The 25,889-nt window shown below is 47.5% G+C and carries 23 protein-coding genes and 2 pseudogenes; 10 read left to right on the top strand and 15 right to left on the bottom strand.

The genetic code is table 11. From position 1 onward, the window contains the following. The 4 genes and pseudogenes from Q4Q57_RS18575 to Q4Q57_RS18565 all read left to right on the top strand — a co-directional run. A partial coding sequence (locus Q4Q57_RS18575; RefSeq protein WP_311891669.1) for a tyrosine-type recombinase/integrase occupies positions 1-488 on the top strand: 488 nt, incomplete at its 5' end. Positions 489-672: 184 nt separating this feature from the next. Next, a complete protein-coding gene (locus Q4Q57_RS18570) occupies positions 673-1,230 on the top strand; it encodes a heat-shock protein (protein WP_310189420.1) in 558 nt (185 codons plus the stop codon). A 97-nt stretch (positions 1,231-1,327) separates the two neighbouring features. Continuing rightward, positions 1,328-1,408 (top strand): annotated as a pseudogene (locus tag Q4Q57_RS22125) (hypothetical protein); the annotation flags it as partial. Positions 1,409-1,432: 24 nt separating this feature from the next. After that, complete coding sequence (locus tag Q4Q57_RS18565) at positions 1,433-2,275, top strand: hypothetical protein (protein ID WP_409438201.1); 843 nt, start codon at positions 1,433-1,435, stop codon at positions 2,273-2,275. 938 nt (positions 2,276-3,213) lie between these two features. On the opposite strand, the pseudogene Q4Q57_RS18560 reads toward Q4Q57_RS18565, so the two are convergent. From Q4Q57_RS18560 to Q4Q57_RS18500, 13 genes and pseudogenes are all read right to left on the bottom strand, one after another. Beyond that, positions 3,214-4,427, bottom strand: a pseudogene (locus tag Q4Q57_RS18560) (PQQ-dependent sugar dehydrogenase). Between the two features lie 203 nt (positions 4,428-4,630). Continuing rightward, on the bottom strand, positions 4,631-5,389 hold the full coding sequence (locus Q4Q57_RS18555) for a sulfite exporter TauE/SafE family protein (RefSeq protein WP_311891667.1): 759 nt from the start codon (positions 5,387-5,389) through the stop codon (positions 4,631-4,633). Between the two features lie 247 nt (positions 5,390-5,636). Further along, the gene (locus tag Q4Q57_RS18550; RefSeq protein WP_259559780.1) at positions 5,637-5,954 is read right to left on the bottom strand and encodes a cytoplasmic protein; all 318 of its coding nucleotides are present in this window, start codon (positions 5,952-5,954) and stop codon (positions 5,637-5,639) included. 38 nt (positions 5,955-5,992) lie between these two features. Next, entirely contained in the window at positions 5,993-6,595 is a 603-nt protein-coding gene (locus Q4Q57_RS18545) for a DJ-1/PfpI family protein (protein ID WP_311891666.1), read from the bottom strand. A gap of 88 nt (positions 6,596-6,683) precedes the next feature. Further along, positions 6,684-7,085 carry a hypothetical protein gene (locus tag Q4Q57_RS18540; protein ID WP_311891665.1) on the bottom strand — a complete coding sequence of 134 codons (402 nt, stop codon included), beginning with the start codon at positions 7,083-7,085 and terminating at the stop codon, positions 6,684-6,686. Positions 7,086-7,428: 343 nt separating this feature from the next. Further along, complete coding sequence (locus tag Q4Q57_RS18535; protein WP_311891664.1) at positions 7,429-8,085, bottom strand: 3-oxoacid CoA-transferase subunit B; 657 nt, start codon at positions 8,083-8,085, stop codon at positions 7,429-7,431. A gap of 126 nt (positions 8,086-8,211) precedes the next feature. After that, positions 8,212-8,916 carry a CoA transferase subunit A gene (locus Q4Q57_RS18530; RefSeq protein WP_006082324.1) on the bottom strand — a complete coding sequence of 235 codons (705 nt, stop codon included), beginning with the start codon at positions 8,914-8,916 and terminating at the stop codon, positions 8,212-8,214. Between the two features lie 87 nt (positions 8,917-9,003). Further along, positions 9,004-9,927, bottom strand: a complete 924-nt coding sequence (locus Q4Q57_RS18525) for a hydroxymethylglutaryl-CoA lyase (protein WP_311891663.1) — start codon at positions 9,925-9,927, stop codon at positions 9,004-9,006. Between the two features lies 1 nt (position 9,928). After that, entirely contained in the window at positions 9,929-11,971 is a 2,043-nt protein-coding gene (locus tag Q4Q57_RS18520; protein ID WP_311891662.1) for an acetyl/propionyl/methylcrotonyl-CoA carboxylase subunit alpha, read from the bottom strand. Next, positions 11,971-12,852, bottom strand: coding sequence for an enoyl-CoA hydratase-related protein (locus Q4Q57_RS18515; RefSeq protein ID WP_311891661.1), 882 nt, complete (start codon positions 12,850-12,852; stop codon positions 11,971-11,973). The genes Q4Q57_RS18520 and Q4Q57_RS18515 overlap by 1 nt, the downstream gene beginning before the upstream one ends. Positions 12,853-12,901: 49 nt before the next feature. After that, positions 12,902-14,524, bottom strand: a complete 1,623-nt coding sequence (locus tag Q4Q57_RS18510; protein WP_311891660.1) for a carboxyl transferase domain-containing protein — start codon at positions 14,522-14,524, stop codon at positions 12,902-12,904. A 116-nt stretch (positions 14,525-14,640) separates the two neighbouring features. Next, positions 14,641-15,810: an isovaleryl-CoA dehydrogenase gene (locus Q4Q57_RS18505; protein ID WP_012089637.1), complete on the bottom strand. Its 1,170-nt coding sequence runs from the start codon at positions 15,808-15,810 to the stop codon at positions 14,641-14,643. A 161-nt stretch (positions 15,811-15,971) separates the two neighbouring features. Next, a complete protein-coding gene (locus Q4Q57_RS18500; RefSeq protein ID WP_006082318.1) occupies positions 15,972-16,379 on the bottom strand; it encodes a MerR family transcriptional regulator in 408 nt (135 codons plus the stop codon). Between the two features lie 290 nt (positions 16,380-16,669). Here Q4Q57_RS18500 and Q4Q57_RS18495 point away from each other — a divergent pair, with 290 nt between their 5' ends. The 3 genes from Q4Q57_RS18495 to gndA all read left to right on the top strand — a co-directional run bounded on the left by Q4Q57_RS18495 (position 16,670) and on the right by gndA (position 20,959). Next, on the top strand, positions 16,670-18,628 hold the full coding sequence (locus Q4Q57_RS18495; RefSeq protein ID WP_311891659.1) for a propionyl-CoA synthetase: 1,959 nt from the start codon (positions 16,670-16,672) through the stop codon (positions 18,626-18,628). 330 nt (positions 18,629-18,958) lie between these two features. Further along, on the top strand, positions 18,959-19,273 hold the full coding sequence (gene sugE / locus Q4Q57_RS18490) for a quaternary ammonium compound efflux SMR transporter SugE (protein ID WP_006085526.1): 315 nt from the start codon (positions 18,959-18,961) through the stop codon (positions 19,271-19,273). Positions 19,274-19,432: 159 nt separating this feature from the next. Continuing rightward, positions 19,433-20,959 carry an NADP-dependent phosphogluconate dehydrogenase gene (gene gndA / locus Q4Q57_RS18485; RefSeq protein WP_311891658.1) on the top strand — a complete coding sequence of 509 codons (1,527 nt, stop codon included), beginning with the start codon at positions 19,433-19,435 and terminating at the stop codon, positions 20,957-20,959. 143 nt (positions 20,960-21,102) lie between these two features. On the opposite strand, the gene Q4Q57_RS18480 is transcribed toward gndA, so the two are convergent. Further along, a complete protein-coding gene (locus tag Q4Q57_RS18480) occupies positions 21,103-22,002 on the bottom strand; it encodes a LysR family transcriptional regulator (protein WP_311891657.1) in 900 nt (299 codons plus the stop codon). 162 nt (positions 22,003-22,164) lie between these two features. Here Q4Q57_RS18480 and Q4Q57_RS18475 point away from each other — a divergent pair, with 162 nt between their 5' ends. After that, the gene (locus Q4Q57_RS18475; protein WP_311891656.1) at positions 22,165-22,647 is read left to right on the top strand and encodes a DoxX family protein; all 483 of its coding nucleotides are present in this window, start codon (positions 22,165-22,167) and stop codon (positions 22,645-22,647) included. Positions 22,648-22,710: 63 nt separating this feature from the next. After that, positions 22,711-23,523, top strand: coding sequence for a class III extradiol ring-cleavage dioxygenase (locus tag Q4Q57_RS18470; RefSeq protein ID WP_259545211.1), 813 nt, complete (start codon positions 22,711-22,713; stop codon positions 23,521-23,523). Positions 23,524-23,702: 179 nt separating this feature from the next. Here Q4Q57_RS18470 and Q4Q57_RS18465 read toward each other — a convergent pair whose 3' ends face one another. Continuing rightward, a complete protein-coding gene (locus Q4Q57_RS18465; RefSeq protein ID WP_259528715.1) occupies positions 23,703-24,578 on the bottom strand; it encodes a 1,4-dihydroxy-2-naphthoate polyprenyltransferase in 876 nt (291 codons plus the stop codon). A 366-nt stretch (positions 24,579-24,944) separates the two neighbouring features. On the opposite strand from Q4Q57_RS18465, the gene Q4Q57_RS18460 reads away from it, so the two are divergent. After that, entirely contained in the window at positions 24,945-25,883 is a 939-nt protein-coding gene (locus Q4Q57_RS18460) for an SDR family NAD(P)-dependent oxidoreductase (RefSeq protein WP_311891655.1), read from the top strand. Positions 25,884-25,889: the final 6 nt, after the last annotated feature.

Raw genomic sequence — 25,889 nt, 5'->3', positions numbered from 1 at the left:
CGTACTATGCATCAGGTGTCAGACGTTTTGAGTTAGGAACTTTAACCTTGGATGATGTGGATTTTGAGCTGTTTCAGCTCAGGGTCAATCAGGGTAAAGGCTTTAAAGACCGATATGTGCCTATGGCTAAAGGGGCTTGTTTGTGGATTTACCGCTATTTGAAAGAAGTCAGAGGTAAGTTAGCAAATGAGCATTCAGGTATAACGTTGTTTCTGGCAAATAATGGGAAGCCATTCAGGCCAGCACAATTATCTGAGCTTGTGGCTAAGTACATTAAGCTGTCGGATATTCGTAAGACGGGGGCCTGTAACCAGTACCGCCATGCAGCTGCAACGCACATGGTAGACAATGGTGCAGATATTCGGCATGTCCAAGACTTTTTGGGGCATGCCGACCTGTCTACAACACAGATTTATGTGCATGTCAGCATGACTAAATTACGAGAGGTTTATAACAGGACTCATCCGGCAGCCCGTGAAGGGAGTTGACAGTTCCGTCAAAAAGGGCGAGACTATTGGCATGGTGCAGCAGACATGCGCAAGCATGACACCACGTAACCCGAGAGGGTCGAGGCAGTAGCCGGTAATGACGTTCTGAATCCAAGTCTGACTTGGCGAAGGCTCCCTAGTTGGAGCCTTTGTTATTTCTAGCCTCAAGAAAATATCAGAATAAATGAGTTCGAAACGTCTTTTTAATCTTGCAGATAGCGAGTACCAGTTCTGGAAGCCGTTTGATTATCACGGCACCGAAATTCATTTTGAGCACTTGGTCGCCAGAAAACACACCTATGTTCATCCTGACAGAAATGAGCAATACACCCTCTATATCACGCTGTCACACCACGTTTTTACCGTAGACCCCGATAAATCTAAAGATCCCTACGGGCCTCAGATTTACCCATATAAGCCAGAAGATCCCAGAGCATTTTGCCCGACCAGATATGCATTATCCTTTCAGCTAGCCCACATACTTGAAACTTTGCCCGAGCAGTTTTGTTATCACGGCGGTTACAGTCGCTATTGTACTTGTAAACTGGAAGATGATGATGGCAATGAGATTTTCTATCAGGTAGTGTTTAGAGTGTGGAAGGAGCAAGGGAAAATGCGTTTTCATGTAGAAAGCGCTTATCCCTTACCGACCCGTCCATCGAAAGTTAAAAAGGTCAATTTTTGGGTCATTTGCCATAATCTCTTGAACAATAAAAAGTTACCCAAGCCATCCTCTAAGTAATCCCAATGTTCGCTCAATTGAGCAAATGTTGCTGTAATTCATTGTATTCATAGCGCTCTTTAAAAGTCAGCTCATTAATCTTTTCCGATTAATCCATATGAACGGGCGGATTTACGACTATAACCTCGGGCGCTTTATGTCGGTAGATCCGTTTATACAGAGTCCAACCTCGACCCAGAGCGTGAATCCGTACAGTTACATCATGAACAACCCGCTGGCAGGGACAGATCCGACGGGGTATACGAGCGAAGAACCTGAACTAGAAGAAGTCAAGTTCACTAAGGAGACAGAGAAAGTTGCCGTGACCGGATCCCATCTTAAACGAGAGGTCACTAAATCTGTTTCGGGAACTGCAACATATTCAAATGGTGCAACTCAATCTTTTTCAGCGAGTTACAGCAATGGTAAGCTTTCCAGTGCAAGCGTAGGAGGTATGTCCAGTGTGGGTAGCTTGCAGCAGACTGCGGCTAAGAGTGGAAGTAGTGCCAAGGATGCCGCAGATAATACTGGCAAGATGATGACTGGTGCATCTATAGTGACTGCGGGACTGGAACAGACGAAGGATCTAGCATTATTAAATACTGCTGGGACAGGGACTGCATTAATGGCAACAGGTTCCACAGGAAATGCCTGGGCATTAAGCAAAAATGCAAAATCAAATTTAGTTGCAACATCTTTAGATGGGTCTAAGCTAGCTTCCAAATTGTCACCGCAAGTCACTCTCGTCGGTCTGCTTGCCTCTGGGGTATCTAGTGCCATGGACGAAGATGTTACTTTTACAGAAGCTATAGTCAAGTCAGGTGTCGATGCTAGTATGGCTCTTGTTGGCTTGCGGGGCGGAGGAGTGGGTACAGCTCTATCCATTGGTTATTCGGTAGTAGATGTTACATATCCAGGCGGATGGATACAGGCGAATAAAGACGCCAATAGAGGTATATCGCAATTTTCAAAAGAAATTGATACACATAATATCCAGAAAGGATGGCGAGAAGACCCTGTGAATACAATGAAACAGATTTTTGGGGTACCGGTGATTAAATTATGAAAACTTTTTTCTTTGACGACTTTCTAATTGGTGGGTGGGCGTACGCAAGACGTCATGGTACGTCAGACGATCGTGCTTGTAGTCTTGCTGTCGCTCAAGTTGAGCTATTTATCTTATTTCCTCTCATGCCTTGGTTAGTTCTGTTACTAAAATATTTAAAGTTCGAAAGTTCCAATATTATGTACGTGATAATTGGTTCTGCAATCATGTTGGGCATTATTTTTGAATTATATGTCAGTAAGAAAGGTCTGTTTAGAGATATAGATTTCCACAGTGAAGAAGTAAGCAAAAAGATCAAAAAGTGTACATATTTTTTTGTTTTTCTATTTTTCTATATGCCACTATCAACCTACATTACGTGGCCCATTATGAGGCAGCTCTAATTTCTATTAGCACCATTTTATTGGGGCTTTTTCTTGCCTGAAACCGGGCAATTTGAGCAGCATCCTGAGCAGTTGCGACCAATAGAAGTGTTCAGTCTGTAACAGCCGTGTACGCAACTTGGTGCAGTGCCGCCAATTGGTGGTGCTGGCACAATTGATCGCATCTGCTGTCCATGAGTGATCACTTCTACTGTTTTGAACCGCTCAGTCTGCTGCGAGTTTTGACCAAATAGATCATTCTTGCAAAGAAGAGGGATAGCTTGTTCATCGATTTTGATACTAACTTTAAATAATTGCCTTACAAATATTAATCCGAAATCAATTAATTAAAGTAAAAAATCTAACAAGGTTCTGTCCCAAAATGAGTTATCTTGAGTATGAAACTTTAATACTCAATTGCTGCTTGATTTATGCACCTAAGCGCAGATGAGTATGATGCTTTATTTTTCCATGTATTCAATCGAGCGCAGTAGAATCAAGTACATGTGACGATTCAGTATCGAACTTTATTCCTCTCCCACCATTGAGCTTGTTGCACTGGTTAAGAGGTTGTGGTTAAAGAGAGTGCTTAAGATTCTGCGGTGAGATTTGGTAAATTTTTGATTTAGCTTCATCGGTCACAAGATAAATCAACCCATCAGGCCCTTGCACGACTGAGCGTAATCTTTGCCCCAATTCATTTTTTAGCAGCCGCTCTTCTTTAATAATCTTGTCGCCATCAAGTACTAAACGTACTAGCGTTTTTTCCTTTAGGCTGGCGAGTAAAATATTATTTTTCCACTGCGGAAATTTATCGCCCGTGTAAAACATAAAGCCCGCGGTGGCAATCGAGGGAACCCATTTGTAGACGGGTTGCTCCATTCCAGCCTTGTGGGTGCCTTCGCCGATTTTGCCGCCGCCGTAATTCTCACCATAGGTAATCACAGGCCAGCCATAGTTTTTGTCCGCCTCATCAATATTGAGTTCATCGCCGCCCTGCGGTCCATGCTCGCCAGTCCATAATACTTTGCTGGTGGGATTAATGGCCGCGCCTTGCATATTGCGATGACCGATAGACCAGATTTCGGGTAAAGCGCCCGCCGTATTAACAAAGGGGTTATCCTTAGGCACTGAGCCATCGGCATTAATCCGCACGACTTTGCCTAAATGATTGTCTAAGGTTTGCGCGCTATCTTTTTCGCTGTAACGATCGCCAAGTGTGATAAATAAAGTGCCGTCAGGCGCCCACACCAGACGGGATCCAAAATGATGGCCGCTGTTGATTTTGGGTTGCTGACTAAAAACGCGGCTGAGATTTTCAAGCTTGTTACCATTGAGCGTGGCAAAGCTCACCGCAGTGCTATTGAGTTCACTTGCATCACCTTCAGCGGGCTCTGAATAACTGAAATAGATTTTTTGCTGCTGGCAAAATCTGGTGCAAGCACCACATCGAGTAAACCACCTTGGCCCTTGGCATATAGCGGTGGCAAACCCGCTAAGGGTTCACCTACTTTGCCAGCGGCGCTGACAATGCGCATTCTGCCGGCGCGTTCAGTCACCATCATGCTGCCGTCGGGTAAAAATGCCATGCCCCAGACATTCTCTAACCCTTGGGCTATGGTTTTTACCTGAATATTACCCGTTTCCGTTTTGATGCTAATGGTCGCTGCGCTAGTATTTTGCGCGTAAATAGCCGGTGAGCTTGCAACAAGACACAGGGCAAGACTTAAGGTGCTGAGCTTCAAGGCCTTTAGCTTCAAGCTGCATAGTTTAAAGGTGATCCGTTTCATTGCTATCCTTAGTCACAGTGCTTTCCTAAATGATGGCTCAGAGTAACAAGCCAGCAACCTAAGGGCAATTTATCGATGTGACCTTGTAGCAAAACTTATCTGTCTTGTCCCCTTGAGTCCAAGAACTGCGCGTTGGCTAATGTATTAAAAGGCTAACGTATTAAAGCCTAATGTATTAAAACCTTGTTTCACGCATAAACAGCTCAGCGAATGAAAAAGCCTAAGGCCATCGCTAAACCCACAATCACAATAAAACCACGCAGCAAGGGCTGTGAAATACGATAGGCCAGCGCCGCGCCGACATAGCCGCCGATAATCGCCATCACAGCAAGCAGCAACAGATATTGCCCATCGATAACATTGCCCGCGGCATAAACCACAACGGCGATGGCGGTGAGCAGGGCTGAAATGAGATTTTTAAGACCGTTCATCCCATGCAGATTGGTCTGGCCCATCAGCCCAAAGCTCGCGAGCAGTATGATGCCTAAGCCACCATTAAAATAACCACCATAGATACACACAGTCGACAGCATTATCAGTGCTGTCATCGGACTTAACCTTGGCGTAGAGGTGTTTTCGCCTTGCTCAGCGATTCTTCGTTTGAGCAACCAAGGGCCAACAATAAAGGCCGTGGTGGCCAGTAAAATCAGCCAAGGGATCAGTTTTGCGAAGACTTGCTCGCTGGTGGTCAGCAAAATACCTGCGCCAATACTGCCGCCAATAAGGGCAATCAAGATCAGATGCTTAAGACTAAGACTCGCCGGATATTCGATATCTTTTCTAAAGCGCCAAGCACTGGCGATATACCCGGGCAGTAGCGCAGCAGTCCCCGTTGCATTCGCCGCAATCGGTGGAACCCCGACAAACACTAACGCCAAAAGGGTAATAAAACTGCCACCACCGGCAACCGCATTGAGCATTCCGCCTAAAAAGCCAGCGAGTGCAATAATAAGCCAGTCCATAGATACCGCTCCTTTGGGCAATGAGAGAGTTAAACAGATAGTTCATCTGAGTGCTAATAATGAGTCTGTTCTCGTGAGTCAATCTAAGTACGTCACCCTAACAGGATGATTTCGACATTGAAAGTCGAGCAATGATTCGTTACATAATCGAAAGTCACGTAATAGAAAGTCGCGTAATGGATAGTCACACTGCCATTGGTAAATGTGAACACACAGAATGAGTGAACAGGCTTTTACTTGCTTAGTGCTAGGGGACTTGATCCCAAACACCAGACATAAAAATAACTGTAGCTATGGCTACACTTTGCTCGGTAAAAACATCTTCTCCCCAGCAGTTTTGCCCACGTTCTTGATAATAAACTTCAAAGGTACTGAGCATAGGTGTTCGAATGCAATACCAACCATCGAAGGTATTCTTGGCAAAATGCACCCAATGTTGCGCATCGGCAGTTTGGATTTGCTGAACGAGTATTTCATTTTGCGACAGTAAAGCCGCAAGTTCACTCTGGGTGGTGATCTGGTGCTCGGCTTTTATTGCCTCTAGAAGATTTTTTAGTGTAATCATGGAGTCCCTTGCTTCTAGCAGCGAACCTAAACCACTTGCTAGCGAATTGCAGCTGCTATTGATGATTGGATCAGCGTCTCATAAACATCAGCTTGGCCTGCTGGAATAAGCTGCCTGTGAATTTCGCGGCGTTTCGCACTGTCGAATAAGCGCTCCGCAACCCAGCCGGTTAAATAGAGTGAGGACAGGCAGCCACCTGCAGTGGCAATATTGCCATTGATCACGAGGGCGCAGTCCTCTACATCCACGCCCATGGCCACTAATGCGGGTTTTGCATCGGGATGAGTCGTTGCCGAGATATTGTCGAGTAAGCCTAATTTGGCAAAGAAGAATGACCCCGCGCAGATACTGCCAAGCAATTGCCGTGTGGGATCTAATTTAAGGGCAGACATAAACTCAGTATCTTCGAGCGCGGCTGGCACGCCTTTGTAGCCACTGCTAAATAACACCACGTCGGCATCAGTGACTTCGGCCACATGACCATCGGTTTTGACAACCATTCCTAAGCTTGATGTATGGCTTTGCTTGGTCCCGAGTACTTTTACTGTCCAATCGGTTTTTGTACGGCCGAGAATATCGCGCATTAAGAAGAAATCGATATCGGTAAATTCATCAAATATCACAATCGCAATCTGGTACATAAGCTTTCCTTTGGCTTTGTGCTGATAGTTGTTTTAGATACGCTTCTTGAATTGTGTAATTTATACCATTATTTGGCGATTTTTAGGGTTAAGGCTTTTTCGATTTTGCGGGTAAGTGATGCCAATTAACTGCGTATCGATATAGGGCTAAACACTGCGGAATGGTCAGCATTAGGATGATCACATAGCCGATGTTTGAGCTTATGTCTGGTGGATTTGTCGTATTACTAGCCCAATTGATGCCTACATACATCAAGCTCCATACGCAGAATAGGGGGAAGAATCGTTGCCACACTTTTTGTGAGAAAAACCGTAATTTATAGACTTGGCCTTGAAGGCCAATTAATCCCTGCAACATCACCAGCCAATTGATAACATCGTACCAAGCGACAGTGGACATCATAGCCGCGCGGTAATTCATGATTAATTGCAGTACACAAAACCAGAAATAGATCCTCCATGCCCGCATACCGCTCTCCGTGTTACTCATAACCGAAACTTTTATCGCTACGAACGGTTTGCGAACGACAAATAAGGTATTCGTTCTGCATCCTTATCATGAACTGCAATGAGCCATAGCCTACAATTTGGCGCGTATTATCGCTTTTTTAAGAGGTAATTTGCTCAAATCTAGCGGGTTAATCAGGTAATTCATACTAATGAATGAGTGGTGCAATTGATTAGGATTAGCTCTCAAGTCGCAGCGCTAGCTAATTGCTAGATAAACAAAAAGCCCAGAATTATCTTCTGGGCTTTTAAGGTATAAAACTTAGTGCATCAAACTGGAGCAGTGATGTTAAGAAGCAAACTTAAACTCTTAGGTTAGAGAACGCTTAAAACACCATTTCGGGTACATGCTCAGGTACGATTAATTTGCCGGCGGTTTTGCTGACGATTTCTTCTACACTGACGCCTGGGGCGCGCTCTAAAAGATGGAATGCGCCATCTTTGATTTCGATATAGGCTAAATCTGTGACGACGCGTTTAATGCAGCCGTAACCTGTCAGCGGCAATTCGCATACGGGCAGTAGCTTAGAATTACCGTATTTATCGGCGTGCATCATAGTCACGATAATGTTTTCGGCGCCGGCGACTAAATCCATCGCGCCGCCCATGCCTTTGATGAGTTTGCCGGGGATCATCCATGAGGCGATAGAGCCGTTCACATCGACTTCAAAGGCGCCGAGCACGGTTAAGTCCACATGGCCGCCACGGATCATGGCAAAACTTTCCGCCGATGAGAAAAACGACGCGCCTTTGACTGCGGTAACGGTTTGTTTACCCGCGTTGATTAAATCGGGATCTATGGTGTCTTCGGTAGGGAATTCACCCATGCCGAGTAGACCATTTTCCGATTGCAGCATCACTTCCATGCCGCTCGGAATATAGTTAGCGACCAGTGTTGGAATGCCTATGCCAAGGTTGACGTAGTAGCCGTCTTTTAATTCTTTGGCGACGCGCTGAGCCAGTTGTTCTCTTGATAATGCCATGATATCTATCCTTTCTATTTGGCTTTGACGCTTTGGTCTTTACTCTTAGGTTTTACCCTTAGTTTTTACTTTAGAGAGCTAAGTGCCAATTGCGTTAACTGTGTTTCAAGGTTTTGCCAGCGCCTTTTATTTCGCGGCTTTTACCGTGCGCTGCTCGATACGTTTCTCGAACGTGCCTTGAATAACGCGGTCAACATAGATGCCCGGCGTGTGGATATGATCTGGGTCTAGCTCGCCCGGCTCAACAATAAACTCGGCTTCAACCACAGTGATTTTGCCCGCGGTCGCCATCATAGGGTTAAAGTTGGCGGCGGTTTTACGGAACACCAAATTACCCATGGTATCGGCTTTCCATGCACGCACTAAGGCAAAATCTGCGGTCAGCGACTCTTCTAACACGTAATGGCGACCTTTGATTTCGCGGGTTTCTTTACCATCAGCGACAGGCGTGCCGTAGCCTGTAGCGGTGAAAAATGCCGGAATACCTGCGCCACCTGCGCGGATCTTTTCCGCCAGCGTGCCTTGGGGCGTTAAAATCACGTTCAGTTCGCCAGAGAGCATTTGTTGTTCGAAAGTGGCATTTTCGCCCACGTAAGAGGCGATCATAGTAGCGATTTGGCGATGTTTTAACAGTAAGCCAAGGCCAAAGTCGTCAACGCCAGCGTTGTTTGATATCGCCGTTAAACCGTTAACGCCCATCTTAACCATTTGATTGATTAAGCCTTCGGGAATGCCGCACAGGCCGAAGCCGCCGACCATAATGGTCATGTCGTTTGATAAGCCGTTTAACGCTTCTTCATAGCTGCTGACGACTTTATTGAGTCCTGCCATTGTGATGTCCTTTTATGCTTTATAAAACGCGCGGGAAATAACGCGCGTTTTTAATAACGGTTGTTGGTGTCGTTAATTATTGTTGTTCTATTTTGCTAACAGGGCAGTGGCCACTTTTGAACCATTGTTGCGATTCAGCTGTGTGTTGATCGCTTGCCCTGCTAACGCGAGTTTTTGTAAATCGATACCTGTTTCGAATCCCATGCCGTGCAGCATATACACTAAGTCTTCGGTGGCAAGATTGCCCGACGCGCCTTTGGCATAGGGGCAGCCGCCAAGACCTGCGACCGAGGAGTCAAACACCCGCACACCTAAGTCTAAGCAGGCCAAAATGTTAGCTAATGCTTGGCCATAGGTGTCGTGAAAGTGTAGCGCCAGTTTCTCAATAGGCACTCGTTCACTCACAGTTTGCAGCATTCTACGGGCTTTTTGCGGCGTGCCTACACCGATAGTGTCACCGAGTGATATTTCGTAACAGCCCATTTTGTAAAGGATTTCAGACACGCGGGCCACTTCACTGACCGCTATCTCACCTTCGTAGGGGCAGCCGAGCACGCAGGACACATAGCCGCGCACCGGCATATTGTGCGCTTTTGCTAATTCCATCAAAGGGATAAAGCGTTCAATCGACTCTTCTATCGAGCAGTTGATATTGCGCTGACTAAAGCTTTGTGAGGCGGCGCCAAAAATCGCTACTTCGGAAGCTTTTGCATCCAGTGCCAGTTCAAAGCCTTTGACGTTGGGCGTGAGCGCGCTATACACCACGCCGCTTTGGCGCTGTATTTGCTTGAGCACATCGGCAGAATCGGCCATTTGTGGCACCCATTTGGGTGATACAAAGCTGCCGGCTTCGATGCGCTTAAGTCCAGCACCTGCCAGCGATTCAATCAAGGCGATTTTAGCTGCCGTTGGCACAGCGACTTCGTTTTGCAGGCCGTCGCGCACGCCCATCTCGAAGATGCTGACCCTATCTTTGGCGTCCGCTGCTTGGCTTAGATTGACTAAAGACATCTTAGGCTTCCTTGATCGCGGTTGGCTCGTCTGTCTCTAACGGCTCAACGTTAAGCAAGGTTGCGCCATCGGTCACCAGCTCGCCCGCCTTAAAGTAGAACTCAGTGACTATGCCATCAAAAGGCGCTTCGATTGTGTATTCCATCTTCATGGCTTCCATCACTAGCAAACCTTGGCCCGCTTTCACTTGTGTGCCGACATCGACTAAATGGGTCACTACAGTGCCGTTCATGGGGGCTTTTAACTTGTCAGCATTGCTGGCTTGTTCTTCGACCACTAGCGTTTGCACTGCTTTGAAGTGGTAACTGCCAGAGGATAAAAACAGCGTAAAGTCATCACCTTGTGCGCTAACCGGCACTTTACTCTTATGGCCGTTGATTTCGGCGAGCAGTAAGTCTTGTTTCAGTTCGCCATTGAGCAACCAATCTTGTCCGTGCAGCGGTAGCTGATACATGCCGCCTAAATCGAGCATCACTAACTGCTGTAATTCATGGGCGTCATCGAGCAGGGCAATATTGTGTTGGCTGCAACTGTTGAGTCTAAAGCCGCTCACTTGACCCCAAGGCGAGTAAGGATCGGCGCTGTTGATCGCTTGCGCTTTGGCGGCTTCTTTACGGGCAAGTACTTGATACAGCGCAGCAAAGGCAAGCGCAGTGTCGGCTTCGCTTGAAGCTGTACCAATTAAGGTGTCGCCATAACGGCCAATAAAGTCAGTGCTAAAGTCAGCATTGGCAAAGGCTGGGTGCTCGGCAATGTTCGCCAAAAATTCAATGTTGTGCTTAAGACCGCTAATTTGATACGACTCTAAGGCATGCACTAAACGTTGCAGGGCGCGCGGGCGCGATTCATCCCAAACAATAAGCTTGGCAATCATAGGATCGTAGAAGTTACTGATCACATCGTTTTCACGAATACCCGAATCGATACGGACAAACTTACTTTGCTCAGGTTCACGCAAAAAGTTGAGCTTACCGCTGGCGGGTAAAAACTCATTTTGTGGATCTTCGGCATAAATTCGCACTTCAAAGGAATGGCCGTGAATACGCACTTCATCTTGCTTTAGCGGCAGTGGCTGACCGCTGGCGACCAGCAATTGCCATTTGACTAAGTCTTGGCCAGTGACCATTTCAGTCACGGGATGCTCAACCTGTAGACGGGTGTTCATCTCCATAAAATAGAAGCTGTTGTCCGTATCTAACAGAAACTCTACCGTTCCCGCGCCAACATAATCGATGGCTTTGGCAGCTGCGACGGCCGCTTCACCCATTTGGGCGCGCAGGGCATCACTTAAACCAGGGGCAGGCGCTTCTTCGACCACTTTTTGGTGGCGACGTTGAATCGAGCAATCGCGATCAGATAAGTAAATCGCGTTGCCAAAGGTGTCGGCAAACACTTGCACTTCGACGTGGCGCGGCTGGCGTAAATAACGCTCCATCAATAATTTATCGTTACCAAAAGAAGAGGCCGCTTCACGGCGCGCTGAGTTAACGGCTTCCATGATTTCGCCTTCATTCTCGACGATTCGCATGCCTTTACCGCCGCCGCCATAAGCCGCTTTAATCAGCATAGGGAAGCCGATTTTCAGTGCCTCCGCTTTTAAGGTCGCATCGCTTTGGTCATCGCCGTGATAACCAGGCACTAAGGGCACATTTGCCGCAGTCATAATGGATTTGGCGGCGCTTTTGCTGCCCATGGCATCGATAGCATCACTGCCTGGGCCAACAAATGCGATGCCTGAGGCTTCACATTTACGGGCAAAGTCGGCGTTTTCAGATAAGAAACCATAACCGGGATGAATCGCTTGTGCGCCCGCTTTTTTGGCTATGTCGATAATCAAATCGCCCTTTAAATAGGAGTCTGCTGGCGCACTGCCGCCTAAGTAGAAAGATTCGTCGGCCATGGCGACATGGCGCGCTTCTTTATCGGCATCGGAATATAGGGCAACGGTGCGAACACCCATGGCATGGGCGGTTTTGATGATGCGACAGGCGATTTCACCGCGGTTAGCAATCAATAGCTTGGTAAACATGTGCTTGGTTAACATCAAAGGGCTCCTTGGGTATCACTTGGCTTTTGCATTGGCGTAGGAGAGGGGGCGGAGTGCGCTTGTTGCCAGTTTGGCTGACGTTTCTCAAAAAAGGCATTTAAGCCTTCTTGGCCCTCGGTTGATACCCGAATGCGGGCGATACGCTCGCTAGTGTAATCAATGGTGTTTTGGTCTATCACGCCATCTTCAAGGCGTGATAATAAGGTTTTTACCCATGCCATGCCTTGCGGACTATTGGCAAGTAGCGCATCAATCATAGGCTTTGCGGCGGCGTCTAAGTCATCGCTTATCTCATGGACGACATTAAGTTTTAATGCAGTTTCTGCACTAAAACGCTCGGCGGTCAGCATGTAGCGGCGCGATGCGCGGTTACCCATAGCGCGGGCAACGTAAGGGCTAATCACCGCAGGAATTAATCCAAGTTTTACTTCGCTCAAACAAAAACTGGCGCGCGTTGTGGCGATAGCGATATCGCTGGCGCAAATCAGCCCCAGTGCGCCGCCAAAGGCTGCACCTTGCACTAATGCAATGGTGGGTTTTGGAAAGGTATCTAAATCCTGCATCAGTTTCGCTAAGGCTTTGGCATCCGTTAGGTTTTGCTCAAAATCCATTTGGGCTTGCTTGCGCATCCAATTGAGATCGGCGCCGGCGCTGAAGTTTTTGCCGTTCGCTTTAAGCACCAGCACTTGGCAATCCTTATGCTCAGCAAAATAGCCAAGGACGCTAATCATCTCGCTAATCATCACTTCATCGAAGGCGTTGTGTACTTCTGCACGGTTAAGGATTAACTCGGCAACGCCGTCATTGAGCGCATAAGTGACGTGCTGCAAGTTGCTTAAATCCTTTATGTCGCTAGTGCTGTTTAATGTGTCTGTCATTATTCTTCCCCCTATCTTATTGTGTGACATATGTTTTTCACATGTGCCTTTACATACGGAACACACCAAAGCGGGTGTCTTCGATAGGGGCGTTTAGCGCCGCTGATAGGGCAAGGCCGACCACATCGCGGGTTTGCGCTGGGTCAATAATGCCGTCATCCCATAAACGGGCGCTGGCATGATACGGATGACCTTCTTTGTCGTACTGGGCGACAATCGGCGCTTTAAAGGCTTTCTCATCCTCTAATGACCAATCTTCGCCTTTACGGGCTAAACCGTCGCGGCGCACTGTGGCGAGAACGCCAGCCGCTTGCTCGCCGCCCATCACAGAAATACGGGCGTTAGGCCACATCCACATCATGGTCGGTTCGAACGCGCGGCCACACATGCCGTAGTTACCCGCGCCATAGCTGCCGCCGATAATCACAGTAAATTTAGGCACATTGGCACAAGAAACCGCGGTTACCATCTTAGCGCCATGTTTAGCTATGCCTTCGTGTTCGTACTTTTTACCCACCATAAAGCCGGTGATGTTTTGCAGGAACAGCAGCGGAATTTTGCGTTGGCAGCACAGTTCAATAAAGTGCGCGCCTTTTTGCGCTGACTCTGAGAACAAAATGCCGTTGTTGGCGACGATGCCGACTGGGTAGCCGTGAATACGGGCAAAACCACACACTAAGGTCGCGCCATAGTTGGCTTTAAACTCATCAAAATCAGAATCATCGACGATACGGGCGATCACTTCTTTGACATCAAAGGGCTTTTTCAAATCAGTGCCGACAATGCCATACAGTTCGCTAATGTCGAACTTCGGCGGTTTGACTGGGCCATTATTTGATGGGCTTAGGAGTGATTTGATTTCTTTTTGATGATTTAGGCGTGATACGGCGCGGCGGGCAAGCTCCAGCGCGTGCTCATCGTTTTGGGCTAAATGGTCCGCCACACCGGAAATTTTTGTGTGCACTTCGGCGCCGCCCAGTTCTTCGGCGCTAACTTCTTCGCCAGTGGCCGCTTTCACTAATGGCGGGCCTGCTAAGAAGATAGTGCCTTGATCTTTTACGATAATGGATTCATCCGCCATGGCGGGCACATAAGCGCCGCCCGCGGTACATAAGCCCATGACCACAGCAATTTGGGGGATGCCCTTAGCGGACATTTGCGCTTGATTGTAAAAGATACGGCCGAAATGGTCGCGGTCGGGGAAAACTTCATCTTGGCGGGGCAGGTTAGCGCCGCCCGAGTCGACTAAATAAATACAAGGTAAGTGACAACGGCTGGCGATGTCTTGGGCGCGAAGGTGTTTTTTGACGGTAATCGGGTAGTAAGTGCCGCCTTTCACTGTGGCGTCGTTGGCGATGATCATGCATTCCACGCCACTCACACGGCCGATACCGGCAATAATGCCCGCTGCGGGCACTTCTTCGTCGTAGACTTCAAACGCCGCAAATTGCGACAGTTCTAAAAAAGGGGAACCTGCATCGAGCAGCTTTTCAACCCGTTGACGTGGCAGTAATTTACCACGGGATAAATGGCGCTCCAGCGCCACTGGGCCGCCGCCGAGTTCGATTTTATTGAGTTTAGTTTTAAGATCGGCCACTAGGGCGGCCATATCGTCGGATTTTGCTTTAAATTCATCGCTACGGGCGTTGATACGACTGCTTAATTGCGTCACTTTGATTGTCCTTATAAAGCGGAAACTCGGTATCACCTTGCTCGAATGGGTGACGCAAACTGTAAATTACAGTGCAGCGCTACCCATTCACTTATGAGAGATTATTGGAACTCGCGTTATTTCGACTCATTGAACAGTTCGCGACCAATCAGCATGCGGCGAATTTCTGAGGTGCCTGCGCCGATTTCATACAGCTTGGCATCACGAAGTAAGCGGCCTGTGGCGTATTCGTTCACATAGCCGTTACCGCCGAGCAGTTGAATGGCATCCAGTGCCATTTTGGTTGCGAGTTCTGCGCTATACAGAATGGCGCCTGCGGCATCTTTACGGGTGGTTTCACCGCGGTCACAGGATTTTGCTACGGCATATACGTAGGATTTGGCGGCATTCATGCCGGTGTACATGTCGGCTAACTTGCCTTGTACCAGTTGGAATTCACCAATCGATTTGCCAAATTGTTCGCGCTCGTGGATGTAAGGTACAACGATATCCATGCAGGCGTTCATGATCCCCAGCGGGCCGCCAGATAGCACGACGCGCTCGTAATCTAAGCCGCTCATCAGCACTTTTACGCCGTTGTTGAGGCCACCTAAAATGTTTTCTTCTGGCACTTCCACATCTTCAAACACTAGTTCGCAGGTGTTAGAGCCGCGCATGCCGAGTTTGTCGAGCTTTTGCGCTTGGCTAAAACCTTTCGAATCACGTTCAACGATAAAGGCGGTAATACCGTGTGCGCCTTTGGTTAAGTCAGTTTTGGCGTAAATCACATAGGTGTGTGCATCGGGGCCGTTGGTGATCCACATCTTATTGCCGTTTAAGATGAAACGGTCGCCTTCTTTACGGGCGTGTAACTTCATTGATACTACGTCAGAACCTGCGTTTGGCTCACTCATGGCGAGTGCGCCAATATGTTCACCACTCACCAGTTTTGGCAGATACTTGGCTTTTTGCGCGGCATTACCGTTACGGTTGATTTGATTGACACACAGGTTTGAGTGGGCGCCGTAGCTTAGGCCGATAGAGGCCGATGCGCGGGAGATTTCTTCCATCGCCACGACGTGGGCAAGGTAGCCCATGTTCGCGCCGCCAAACTCTTCGGGTACGGTTACGCCGAGCAGTCCCATTCCTCCTAGCACAGGCCAAAGTTCATTGGGGAAGGCGTTGTCGTGATCCACTTTCGCGGCAATTGGAGCGATTTCATTCGCGGCAAAATCCTGCACTGCATCGCGCAGCATATCGACGTCTTCGCCTAGACCAAAATTCAGACTTGTGTAGAGAGAGTTCATTGCTTGTGTCCTTTCAGATGTTCTAATTTCAGATTGTTATCGTTTTTATGATTTTTAGGTGCTTGAGTCTTTTCAATCTTGTATTTAATCCTAGTGCTAACATCCTGCGTCTTGAGATGCGCGAGCCAATCATATTGACTTGATCTTGTTGTCACTGGGATTTAGGCTTTTGCCGTTTTGTTATCTTCTAAGGCTAAGCGGCATTGCTGCTCGGCGGAATTGAGTTCCATCAACACCACTTTAATGTCGTCCATTTGCTGCTGTAGGGCGGATTTCTTTTCTTCCACTAGCGCCAGCATGGTATTGAGCTGTGAGGTGCTGCTCTTGTCGGCATCGTACAATTCGAACAAACGACGGGTTTCTGCCAAAGAAAAGCCCAAGCGTTTACCGCGAAGAATGAGCTTGAGGCGCACTCTGTCTTTGAGGCTATAAATACGGGTTTGGCCGCGGCGTTTAGGCTTAAGTAAACCTTGGTCTTCGTAAAAACGAATACTACGAGTAGTGATATCAAACTCTTTTGAGAGATCACTGATCGAGTAAGTCGTTTGTGGTGTGTTCGTTGCGCTCATTCATGCACCCTAAATAATCAGTTTTAAGCAAGATATATGAAGTTTACGTAAAGGTAAAGATTTTGACTTTTATTCTGTTGCCATAAAAGTGTCAATCCCAATTGCCATCAGCCTGTGCGGCCAGATTAAAACGGGTGCTTTAAATTAGTGTTCTCACATAAAACCACAAATCTTTTCTGGTTATAGGCTAACGTCTAATAGTGGGCTTGATGCCCCCCTGTTAATAATGGTTGTTGGAAGGGGTAGTTATTGCGGCTGACGATTTTAGCCGCGTCCTGATTGGAGGACATATGTTGACCGAACAGCAAAATGCATCTGTAGCGCAAGCCGCAAATCAAAAACAGAACCAACAAAAACATCAAGCGTTGCACCAAGCATCCTTGCTTAATAAAGCCGAATTCTGGGGAGAAGCGGCGAAGACGCTCGATTGGATTAAGCCGGCGCACACTGTGCTCGATGAATCGCAGGCGCCGTTTTATCACTGGTTCGCCGATGGTGAGATGAACACTTGTTACAACGCCGTTGATCGCCATGTGTTGGCCGGACGCGGTGACCAAGTGGCGATCCAATATGTGAGCCCAGTGACAGACACTGAATACGACATTAGCTACGGGGAGTTACAGGCTCAAGTGAGCAGACTTGCGGGCTTTATGCAATCTATTGGGATAGAGAAGGGCGACCGTGTGGTGATTTATATGCCTATGGTGCCGGAAACCGCCTTCGCTATGCTGGCCTGTGCTCGCATAGGTGCGATTCATTCTGTGGTTTTTGGTGGCTTTGCCGCCAATGAACTCGCGACTCGGATTAACGATGCCAAGCCTAAATTGGTATTGTCAGCATCCTGCGGAATCGAGCCCTCGGGCGTCATTCCTTATAAGCCTTTACTAGACAAAGCATTGGAACATGCTGTTCATCAGGTGGAGCATTGCCTGATTTTAAATCGCAGCCAGTATCAGGCTGATTTACTTGAGGGCCGTGACTTAGATTGGCAAGCTGCATTAGCGACTGCGCCTAAGGCCGATTGTGCCGCGCTTAAGGCCACCGATCCCTTGTATGTGCTTTATACCTCAGGCACCACGGGTCAGCCTAAAGGTGTGGTGCGCGATAATGGTGGCCATGCCGTGGCTCTGGCTTGGTCGATGCAACATATTTACGATATTCAAGCGGGCGATGTGTTTTGGGCTGCGTCCGATGTGGGCTGGGTTGTGGGTCACTCTTACATAGTGTACGGACCGCTGCTGGTGGGCGCCACCACCTTAATGTATGAAGGTAAACCTGTCGGTACGCCCGATCCCGGCGCATTTTGGCGCACGATTGCCAAATATAAAGTTAAAAGCTTCTTCACCGCGCCGACGGCCATTCGCGCGATCAAGCGTGAAGATCCTGATGGTGAGTATTTACAAGGCGTTGATTTAACCTGTCTTAAAAATGTGTTTTTGGCAGGTGAACGTTGCGATCCCGATACTTTAGTTTGGGCACACACTAAACTCGCTAAACCTGTTATCGATCACTGGTGGCAAACCGAAACGGGTTGGCCAGTCGCGGCAAATTTGATGGGCACAGCGCCCGTTGCCATTAAGCCGGGTTCACCCGCTTTACCTGTGCCTGGTTATGCGGTTGAAGTAGTGGATGAATTGGGTGAGCAAGTTGCGCCTAATACCTCGGGGAATGTGGTGATCAAGCTGCCTTTGCCACCGGGAACCTTAACGACTCTGTGGCAAAATGATCAACGCTATCAAGATAGTTACTTGTCTATGTATCCAGGTTATTACTTAACTGGCGATGCGGGTTATACCGATGAAGATGGTTATCTCTACATTATGAGTCGTATTGATGACATCATAAACGTGGCGGGGCACAGGTTATCGACCGGACGTTTTGAAGAAGTATTGTGTCAACACCCTGATGTGGCTGAAGCGGCGGTAATTGGGGTTGATGACCAGCTTAAAGGCCAAGTTCCCCTCGGATTAGTGGTACTTAAGAAAGGCGTGACGATCAGCGATGAAGAGCTGCATAAACAGTTAATTACGCTGGTACGCCAAGAAATTGGTCCTGTCGCCTCCTTTAGGTTAGTGAGTGCTATTCAAAAATTGCCTAAAACGCGCTCAGGGAAGATTCTACGCGGTACTATGCGAAAAATTGCCGATAATCAGCAATATACTGCACCTGCGACCATAGAAGATCCACAAACCCTAGAGCTAGTACGCACCGCACTCACTCGTATGGGTTATGCCGATGCCTTAGTGTAAGAAATAGAGCGTAAAGGCTTTTATAGAAAGAATGTAAAGGTCTTATTGAGAGTAGAAATATCAAGGCGATAGTAAACTGACCAAGCTTGCTATCGCCGTTTTGTTTACGGTACTTTTATTCAGTTAGACTCAGATTACTTAGGTAGGATCAGAGATTGAAGTTTCTACCTTAAATTTGCTAGTCTTGCAGGCTCATCATGAGCAGCTATTACGTACTGTTATCATGTACAGCTATATCACCTACAGTTTTTACGGTAATCAAATGGCTTAGGGACGACCCTAAATACGCCTAATCTAACATGGGGACGACCCCTTTTTTGGGAGTTCACTATGAGTTGGTTCTTATTAGTCCTTGCGGGTTTATTCGAAATTGGTTGGGCCATAGGGCTTAAATATACCGAAGGTTTCACGCGTTTGTGGCCAAGTATCTTTACAGTGGCGTCGATGGCTGTGAGTGTGTTGCTACTAGGACTCGCGGTTAAGCAGCTACCTATCGGTACGGCTTACGGCGTGTGGGTCGGTATTGGCGCCATGGGTACAGCTATTGCTGGAATTATCCTGTTAGGAGAAGGAGTTAGCTTACTTAAAATCGCCAGTTTGATACTGATCTTACTGGGGGTTTTAGGGCTTAAACTCGCCCATTAATTGACGCTTATATTGGATAAATGAGACGTAAACGATTGGTGCTTTCAGCACAATCGAAATTGCCAATCGTATGTCTCTGGTAATTAAGTTACAAAGATCGGTATAATTACCCCTCAAAATTGGTTAGCTCTAACCTCTGTGACCCGTGGGAATTATATAATGCAAAACCACAGCAATCTTAATGATATCGGCGTAATTGGCCTTGGCGTTATGGGTAAAAACCTCGCGCTAAACATCGCGGATAACCAATATCACGTCAGCGCATTTGACCTCGATCCTGTTAAAGTTAATGGTGTTATACAGCAAGAAAAACAGGAACGTGCTGGACTCGAACCTCGCATCCTTGGCTGTGCTAATCTTACCGAAATGTTAGCCAGTCTCACAAAACCCCGCATTCTTGTGCTTTCTGTTCCCGCTGGTGCACCCGTCGATGGTGTTTGTAGCGCCTTGATTTCTGCCGGAATTGAGTCCGATGATATCGTTATCGATACTGGTAACAGCCTATGGACCGACACTGTTGAGCGTGAAGCGCGCTACAAAGGTCAGTTTGTATTTTTCAGCTCTGCGGTTTCGGGCGGTGAAGTCGGTGCGCGTTTCGGTCCCTCACTTATGCCAAGCGGCGATATCGATGCATGGCATCACGTCGCGCCGATTTGGAAAGCGATTGCCGCTAAGGTTGATGCCAAAACTGGGCTACCTATCGAACGCTTTGAGCCGGGTAATCCTGTGACAGAAGGCGAGCCATGCACGACTTACATTGGTCCTGCGGGTTCTGGCCATTATGTAAAAATGGTGCATAACGGTATTGAATACGCTGATATGCAGTTGATTTGCGAAGCCTATCAAATGTTGCATGACGGTTTAGGCATGAGCGCTGCAGAAGTGGGCGATGTGTTTGAACGCTGGAATCAAGGCAGCTTAAACAGCTATTTGATGGGGATCAGTGCCGAAGTATTAAAACAGGCCGATCCATTAACGGGTAAACCGCTGGTGGAAATGATCTTAGATAAAGCGGGCCAAAAAGGCACAGGTTTGTGGACGGCCGTGAGCAGTTTACAAATTGGTTGTCCGGCGCCGACGATTGCAGAAGCTGTGTATGCGCGCGCTGTAAGTACCCAAAAATCCTTACGTTTACAACTTAGCCAGAAATTGGCTGGGCCAAATGCACCTGCTATCGATGATGCGCAAAAAGCGCAGTTGATTGAAGCTCTAGAAAGCGCGTTATATTGCGCGAAAGTGTGTTGTTACGCCCAAGGCTTCCAGTTGATGGCTATGACGGCCCATGAGCAAAAATGGCAGTTAGACTTTGCTGAAATTGCAAAAATTTGGCGTGCGGGTTGTATTATTCGCGCGACGTTCTTGCAATCAATCACTCAAGCCTACGAAGATAATGCCGATCTTAGCAATCTGTTGATGGCCGACAGCTTTGCGTCAGCCTTATCTGAACAGCAAGGCCTGTGGCGCACTGCGGTAGCGACAGCGGTAATGCAAGGCATTCCTGCACCATGTATTAGTTCGGCACTGGCGTATTATGACAGTTACCGCTGCGAAACATTACCAGCGAACTTGCTCCAAGGTCAGCGTGACTTTTTCGGCGCTCACACCTTCGAGCGGATCGATACCCCAGCAGGCGAGAAATACCACTTAGATTGGAGCGCTAAAGAGCGCACCTTAGCTAAGGTTTAATCTAAGGTTCTGCCCGCTAACAAAATGAAAAACGCCCCTTAATAAGGGGCGTTTTTGTTTATGGGCGATGATTTTATAACGGCCTATAACTTTTTGACTTCAATTCATTTTAAGTCACTAAGCTAAATCTTAAGCTTGAAGTCCTAAGTATTGAGCTCAGATGAAAAGGCGATCAGCTTTTGCCAGAGTGCTTGGGCGACAGGGCCCAAAGGTGAGTGGGGTTTTCGCATAACATAGTAATCGAGTTGAATGTTATTTTGTCTTTCGCGTAGATCCAATGCAATCAATGCACCTTGTTTGAGTGAATCTTCAATCATATAGTGCGGCAGTTTGCCCCAGCCCATGCCACTTTGAATAAGCATTTTCTTGGTATAAAAATCATTAACATACCAACGTCGTTGCCCCGCCTGTACCCCAAACTCAATATTCGCAGTACCTGAGCCCGTATCTTGGATCACGATTTGATATTCGTTAACGAGCTCTCGTGCGTAGTTCAGTGTCGGATGGCGCTCAAGCATGCGCGGCGCGGCGACATCGAGCAGGCTACCGGAAAATAAATAGGCTAATTCTAAATGACTCGAGCGTATGGGCTCAATTCCGCCCGCGGAGATGATGATTTCGGCTTTATCTTGATTCAGCGCTTCGAGCGCACCAGTTAAAAATTCTTGTTTGAGAATGATTTGGGTGTAGGGGAACTCATTTTGAGTCAGTTCTAAAATCGGTAGAATTCGAGCGAGATTGAAAGAGGCTTCAAAAGCTAAGGTGATACTCGCTTCGTTGCCTTTGGCTAAATGTTTCGCCACTTGCTTCATTTCCTGCGCTTCATTCAGCACCCGCTGGGTATGTTGCAGCAGTTTTCGGCCTTGCTCTGTGATGGCGAGTCGATAACCTTCACGGTTAAATAAGATGAGATCGAGTTGAGATTCTAACTGTTTGATACTTTGACTAATGGCGGGTTGGGTTTTATGTAGCTTGTCACTGGCGGCTTTGAGTGAGCCCGCCTCAGCCACGGTTTTAAACATCAGCAGTTGGTCTAAGGTCACTGGGATTGCTCGCAAGTTATAAATTATTAGTTTATGAGATATTAGATTTTATTCCATATTTATTTATCTTTTATCGGCTCATAATCGACTCCATTCTCGCTTGTCGTCTGCGCATTTATGCCCAAGACTGACGGCAATATTAAGATCAATGGGGTGTGTGCGATGCGATTTTTAAACTTATGTGGTGCTAAGGGCTCAAGTATCAATGGCTTAGTTGCTGAGGCCGATACGCAGAAGCTATTCCTTTGTGCCAATACACTCAATCGCGCCGCCGCAACCGTCACACTGGCGATGAGCATAGTGTTTTTTATCTCAGGATTTGCCAAGTTATTTGGCGTGCCTATGTTCCATGTTCCGTTTACTTTGATGAATCTTCCCACCGGATTTGGCTATTTTATTGGTTTGATGGAAGTGATTGGCGCCCTTGGATTGTGTCTACGTGACTACCGAGTGCTATCGGCGAGCGGTTTGCTGGCGATTATGATGGGGGCGATTTATTTCCACTTTAATTATGAAGCGCCGATTAATGCACTGCTGGCATTGAGCTTATCGGCAGGACTCTTTCTGATTATTAAACTCGATGAAATTGTTGCGCGTTTAGTGCGATTTCAGCGGCACTTGGTGCTGAGTCGCTCCGCATTTTAAGCGATAAAATTGAGTCTGAAGTCAATCGTACAGTTATAAGTTTACCAACATGAGAAAGCCTTGATGCAAGTTAACGCGAGTCGAATGCCTGTGCTATTTGTGCCCCACGGTGGTGGTCCACTGCCTTTGTTGAATGATGCCAATCATAAAGAGTTGCGTATTTTTTTAACCTCAGTGACCGCGCCCATTGAAACCCCTAAGGCGATTGTGCTGATCACCGCCCATTGGGAAGAATCTGTGGTGACCTTGTCGAGTAGCCCTAAGCCCGGCATTTTATATGACTACTATGGTTTTCCACCCGAAGCGTATCAGCTGACGTATCCTGCACCGGGTGAGCCAGAATTAGCGGCGCAGATTGCGAATATGCTCGCGGATAAGGGGATATCAGCCCGCTTAGATCGCGAACGCGCATTTGATCACGGCACTTTTGTACCACTTAAGTTGATGTATCCCGAGGCGAATATTCCAGTAGTGCAAATGTCGTTAGTCCACAGTCTCGATCCTGAAACCCATATAGCGATTGGGGAGGCTTTAGCGCCGCTGCGGGATCAAGGGGTATTGATTGTGGGCTCTGGCATGTCGTTTCACAATATGCGGGCGTTTTTTTCAAGCGAACCCACGGTACAAAGTCGCAGCGCAGAGTTTGACTATTGGCTGACGCAAACATTAACCGCAAGCGTGAACACTGCCGAGGCCAAAACAGCATTGACTCACTGGCAAGCCGCCCCTGAAGCGCGGTTTAGTCATCCGCGGGAAGAACACTTATTGCCTCTGCATGTGTGTTTCGGCGCTGGTCACAGTGATTCATCCCAAGCGCTACGTAACTTTAACGGCATTTTGCTAAATACTCTGATCTCAGGCTATATCTGGCAATAATCTGGCAATAATCTGGCAATAGTCTGATGTTGGATTTGTGTCATCGAACATGGCAGTAAACCTAAGATTAAGCATATTCAGCCAATAAAAAAGGTTCGTATCCTCGACAGATACGAACCTTTTTTGTATTCAGTATTAAGCTTTTAGCGGCTTATAGCATTAGCCTAGCGGCTTTACTCTTATGCGGTAAACACTAAACCCACGCTAAACAAGGTACTGAAAATCATGGTTAACTTAGCCGTACGGCCGAGTAACGGATTCAACGCTTCACCAGACACCGCATAGAAATCACTGCTGAGTTTACGGGCGATAAGCAGTGATAAGCCCGCGAGTAATACTGGTAACCCAGGTAAAATCCCCAGTAGAAAGCCTGCAATCACTAAGCCGAAGGGCAGGTAAATCAGCGCTTGATACAACACTTTTGATTGTGCTTCGCCGATACGTACTGCCAATGTGTGTTTGCCCGCTTGGGTGTCGGTGCGAATATCGCGGGTGTTATTCACCAGCATGATCGCCGCATTGAACAGCCCAATGGCGCAGCCTAATAACCAAGCATTGATTGTGGTGTCACCCGCCTGCAGATAATAACTCCCCACCACAGCAACTAAGCCAAAAAAGATAAAGGCCGCGACTTCGCCCAGCCCATGGGAAGCGAGGGGATAGGGGCCACCACTGTAACCGAGTGCACCTAAAATGGCTGCCGCGGCGAGAATCGCGATAGGCCAGCCGCCGTGCCAAATTAAATAGGAACCCACAGCAAGCGCCATTAAGAGGCAAAATATCATGGCATTACGAACGCTTGTTGGCGAAATTAAGCCGCTTTGCGTCACGCGAACCGGTCCTAAGCGTTCGGCCGTGTCTATGCCGTTTTTAAAGTCAAAATAGTCGTTAGCGAGGTTAACAGCAATTTGTAATAACACAGCACACAGCATAGAAGTGGCAGCGATTAACCAACTGTAACTCTCAAGATGCAGGGCGAGAATGTTGCCTATCAGTAGGGGACCTATGGCCGCAGGTAGCGTACGGGGTCTTATAGCTAAAATCCAAGGATTCATGGTGTCCAGTCGTTATTGGTAAATGGAAATGGTATCGAGCAAGGGCTCAATTAGCGCATAGCATAACAAGATTTAACACGAAAGTGAGCACTATCTAATAAACGCTTTTAACAGAGTTTGAATTGGCGCACATATGTTCACTGATGTAGGCAAAGATTTGTCGTCATGCTCAAAGAAAATCAAAAAAGTCTGTGTTTCTATAGCAGATGTCGATGGAGATGCTGCGCCGCCCAAGACATAGGCTTAACGCTTCATCCTATGTTCAACTGGAGATACCACAGGTGCTAGTCGCCTTATGCGGGTTGTTTTTGAGCATTCATTGGCTGCGTTTTGCCGCTACTGTTATGCCGATAAGGATATATTTGGATGCGTTTCGATAATAAGGTGGCGTTAGTCACTGGGGCGGGAGCAGGGCTAGGTCGAGCCTATGCCATTATGTTAGCTGAGCGGGGCGCGAAAGTGGTGCTCGTTGATCAGCCGTTATCGTCATCCGAGTCTATTTCTACCGACAGCGCTCAAACAATGTCGGCCAACTTAGCATTGATGCAAACCTACTGCAGCATTATTAAACTCGGCGGTGACTGTCTCTACTTTGTGCTTGATGTTAGCCAGCGGGATGAAGTAAACCGCATGGTCGAAGAGGTGATCCTACGTTGGCATCGCATTGATATCTTGATTAATAACGCGGGGGTCTACGGTGCTTGTCCGTTCGAACACATTAAGCTTGAGCAGTGGCAACGGCAATTGGATGTCGATCTCAATGGCAGTTTTTATCTGACGCAAGCCGTTTGGCCCTATATGCAACAACAGGATTATGGTCGGATCATGATGACGACGGGAGCTTCGGCCTTGTTTGGTGATTTGCATCAAGTCGGTTTCAGCGCGAGCAAGATGGCGCTGGTGGGCATGGTAAATTGCTTATCGATAGAAGGAGAAATTCATAATATTCGCGTCAATAGTTTATGCCCACAGGCCGTCACAGCGATGACCGCCAAACATTTAGCGAGTGCGATTCAGCCGTTATTTTCCTTTGAGTCATTAACCGCCACAACGGCTTTTTTGGTGAGTGAACAGGCGCCCAATGGTCAACACTTGCTCGCAGGTGCGGGCAGCGTCAGTCATGGCATGTTTGTCGAGTTTCAGCCGATGTATTTTAATGAGGGGCTTTTTACGCCAGATAATCTCGCGCAGCAGTGGCCTCAGTTACACCAATCCTTTCCTGTTACTTTGCACTCCAGTGGTGAGGATAAAGTCTTGTCTTGGTCTCAGTTAAGTGCGCTAGAACACCATATTAAAATTGATTGATGAGTG

Source organism: Shewanella sp. SP2S2-6 (genome assembly GCF_031931965.1).
Lineage (GTDB): Bacteria > Pseudomonadota > Gammaproteobacteria > Enterobacterales > Shewanellaceae > Shewanella > Shewanella baltica.
Note: the sequence above shows the minus strand (reverse complement) of the source record. Positions and strands in the feature narration are given on the sequence as shown.

Bases quoted from the DNA above. Each gene is read 5' to 3' on its own strand.
- Q4Q57_RS18525 (WP_311891663.1), bottom strand. From the start codon at position 9,927: ATGTCTTTAGTCAATCTAAGCCAAGCAGCGGACGCCAAAGATAGGGTC.
- Q4Q57_RS18465 (WP_259528715.1), bottom strand. From the start codon at position 24,578: ATGAATCCTTGGATTTTAGCTATAAGACCCCGTACGCTACCTGCGGCC.
- Q4Q57_RS18565 (WP_409438201.1), top strand. From the start codon at position 1,433: ATGAACAACCCGCTGGCAGGGACAGATCCGACGGGGTATACGAGCGAA.
- Q4Q57_RS18470 (WP_259545211.1), top strand. From the start codon at position 22,711: ATGCAAGTTAACGCGAGTCGAATGCCTGTGCTATTTGTGCCCCACGGT.
- Q4Q57_RS18520 (WP_311891662.1), bottom strand. From the start codon at position 11,971: ATGTTAACCAAGCACATGTTTACCAAGCTATTGATTGCTAACCGCGGT.
- Q4Q57_RS18515 (WP_311891661.1), bottom strand. From the start codon at position 12,852: ATGACAGACACATTAAACAGCACTAGCGACATAAAGGATTTAAGCAAC.
- Q4Q57_RS18460 (WP_311891655.1), top strand. From the start codon at position 24,945: ATGCGTTTCGATAATAAGGTGGCGTTAGTCACTGGGGCGGGAGCAGGG.
- Q4Q57_RS18475 (WP_311891656.1), top strand. From the start codon at position 22,165: ATGCGATTTTTAAACTTATGTGGTGCTAAGGGCTCAAGTATCAATGGC.
- Q4Q57_RS18570 (WP_310189420.1), top strand. From the start codon at position 673: ATGAGTTCGAAACGTCTTTTTAATCTTGCAGATAGCGAGTACCAGTTC.
- Q4Q57_RS18545 (WP_311891666.1), bottom strand. From the start codon at position 6,595: ATGTACCAGATTGCGATTGTGATATTTGATGAATTTACCGATATCGAT.
- sugE (WP_006085526.1), top strand. From the start codon at position 18,959: ATGAGTTGGTTCTTATTAGTCCTTGCGGGTTTATTCGAAATTGGTTGG.
- Q4Q57_RS18500 (WP_006082318.1), bottom strand. From the start codon at position 16,379: ATGAGCGCAACGAACACACCACAAACGACTTACTCGATCAGTGATCTC.
- Q4Q57_RS18505 (WP_012089637.1), bottom strand. From the start codon at position 15,810: ATGAACTCTCTCTACACAAGTCTGAATTTTGGTCTAGGCGAAGACGTC.
- Q4Q57_RS18530 (WP_006082324.1), bottom strand. From the start codon at position 8,916: ATGGCAGGACTCAATAAAGTCGTCAGCAGCTATGAAGAAGCGTTAAAC.
- Q4Q57_RS18495 (WP_311891659.1), top strand. From the start codon at position 16,670: ATGTTGACCGAACAGCAAAATGCATCTGTAGCGCAAGCCGCAAATCAA.
- Q4Q57_RS18540 (WP_311891665.1), bottom strand. From the start codon at position 7,085: ATGAGTAACACGGAGAGCGGTATGCGGGCATGGAGGATCTATTTCTGG.
- gndA (WP_311891658.1), top strand. From the start codon at position 19,433: ATGCAAAACCACAGCAATCTTAATGATATCGGCGTAATTGGCCTTGGC.
- Q4Q57_RS18550 (WP_259559780.1), bottom strand. From the start codon at position 5,954: ATGATTACACTAAAAAATCTTCTAGAGGCAATAAAAGCCGAGCACCAG.
- Q4Q57_RS18535 (WP_311891664.1), bottom strand. From the start codon at position 8,085: ATGGCATTATCAAGAGAACAACTGGCTCAGCGCGTCGCCAAAGAATTA.
- Q4Q57_RS18555 (WP_311891667.1), bottom strand. From the start codon at position 5,389: ATGGACTGGCTTATTATTGCACTCGCTGGCTTTTTAGGCGGAATGCTC.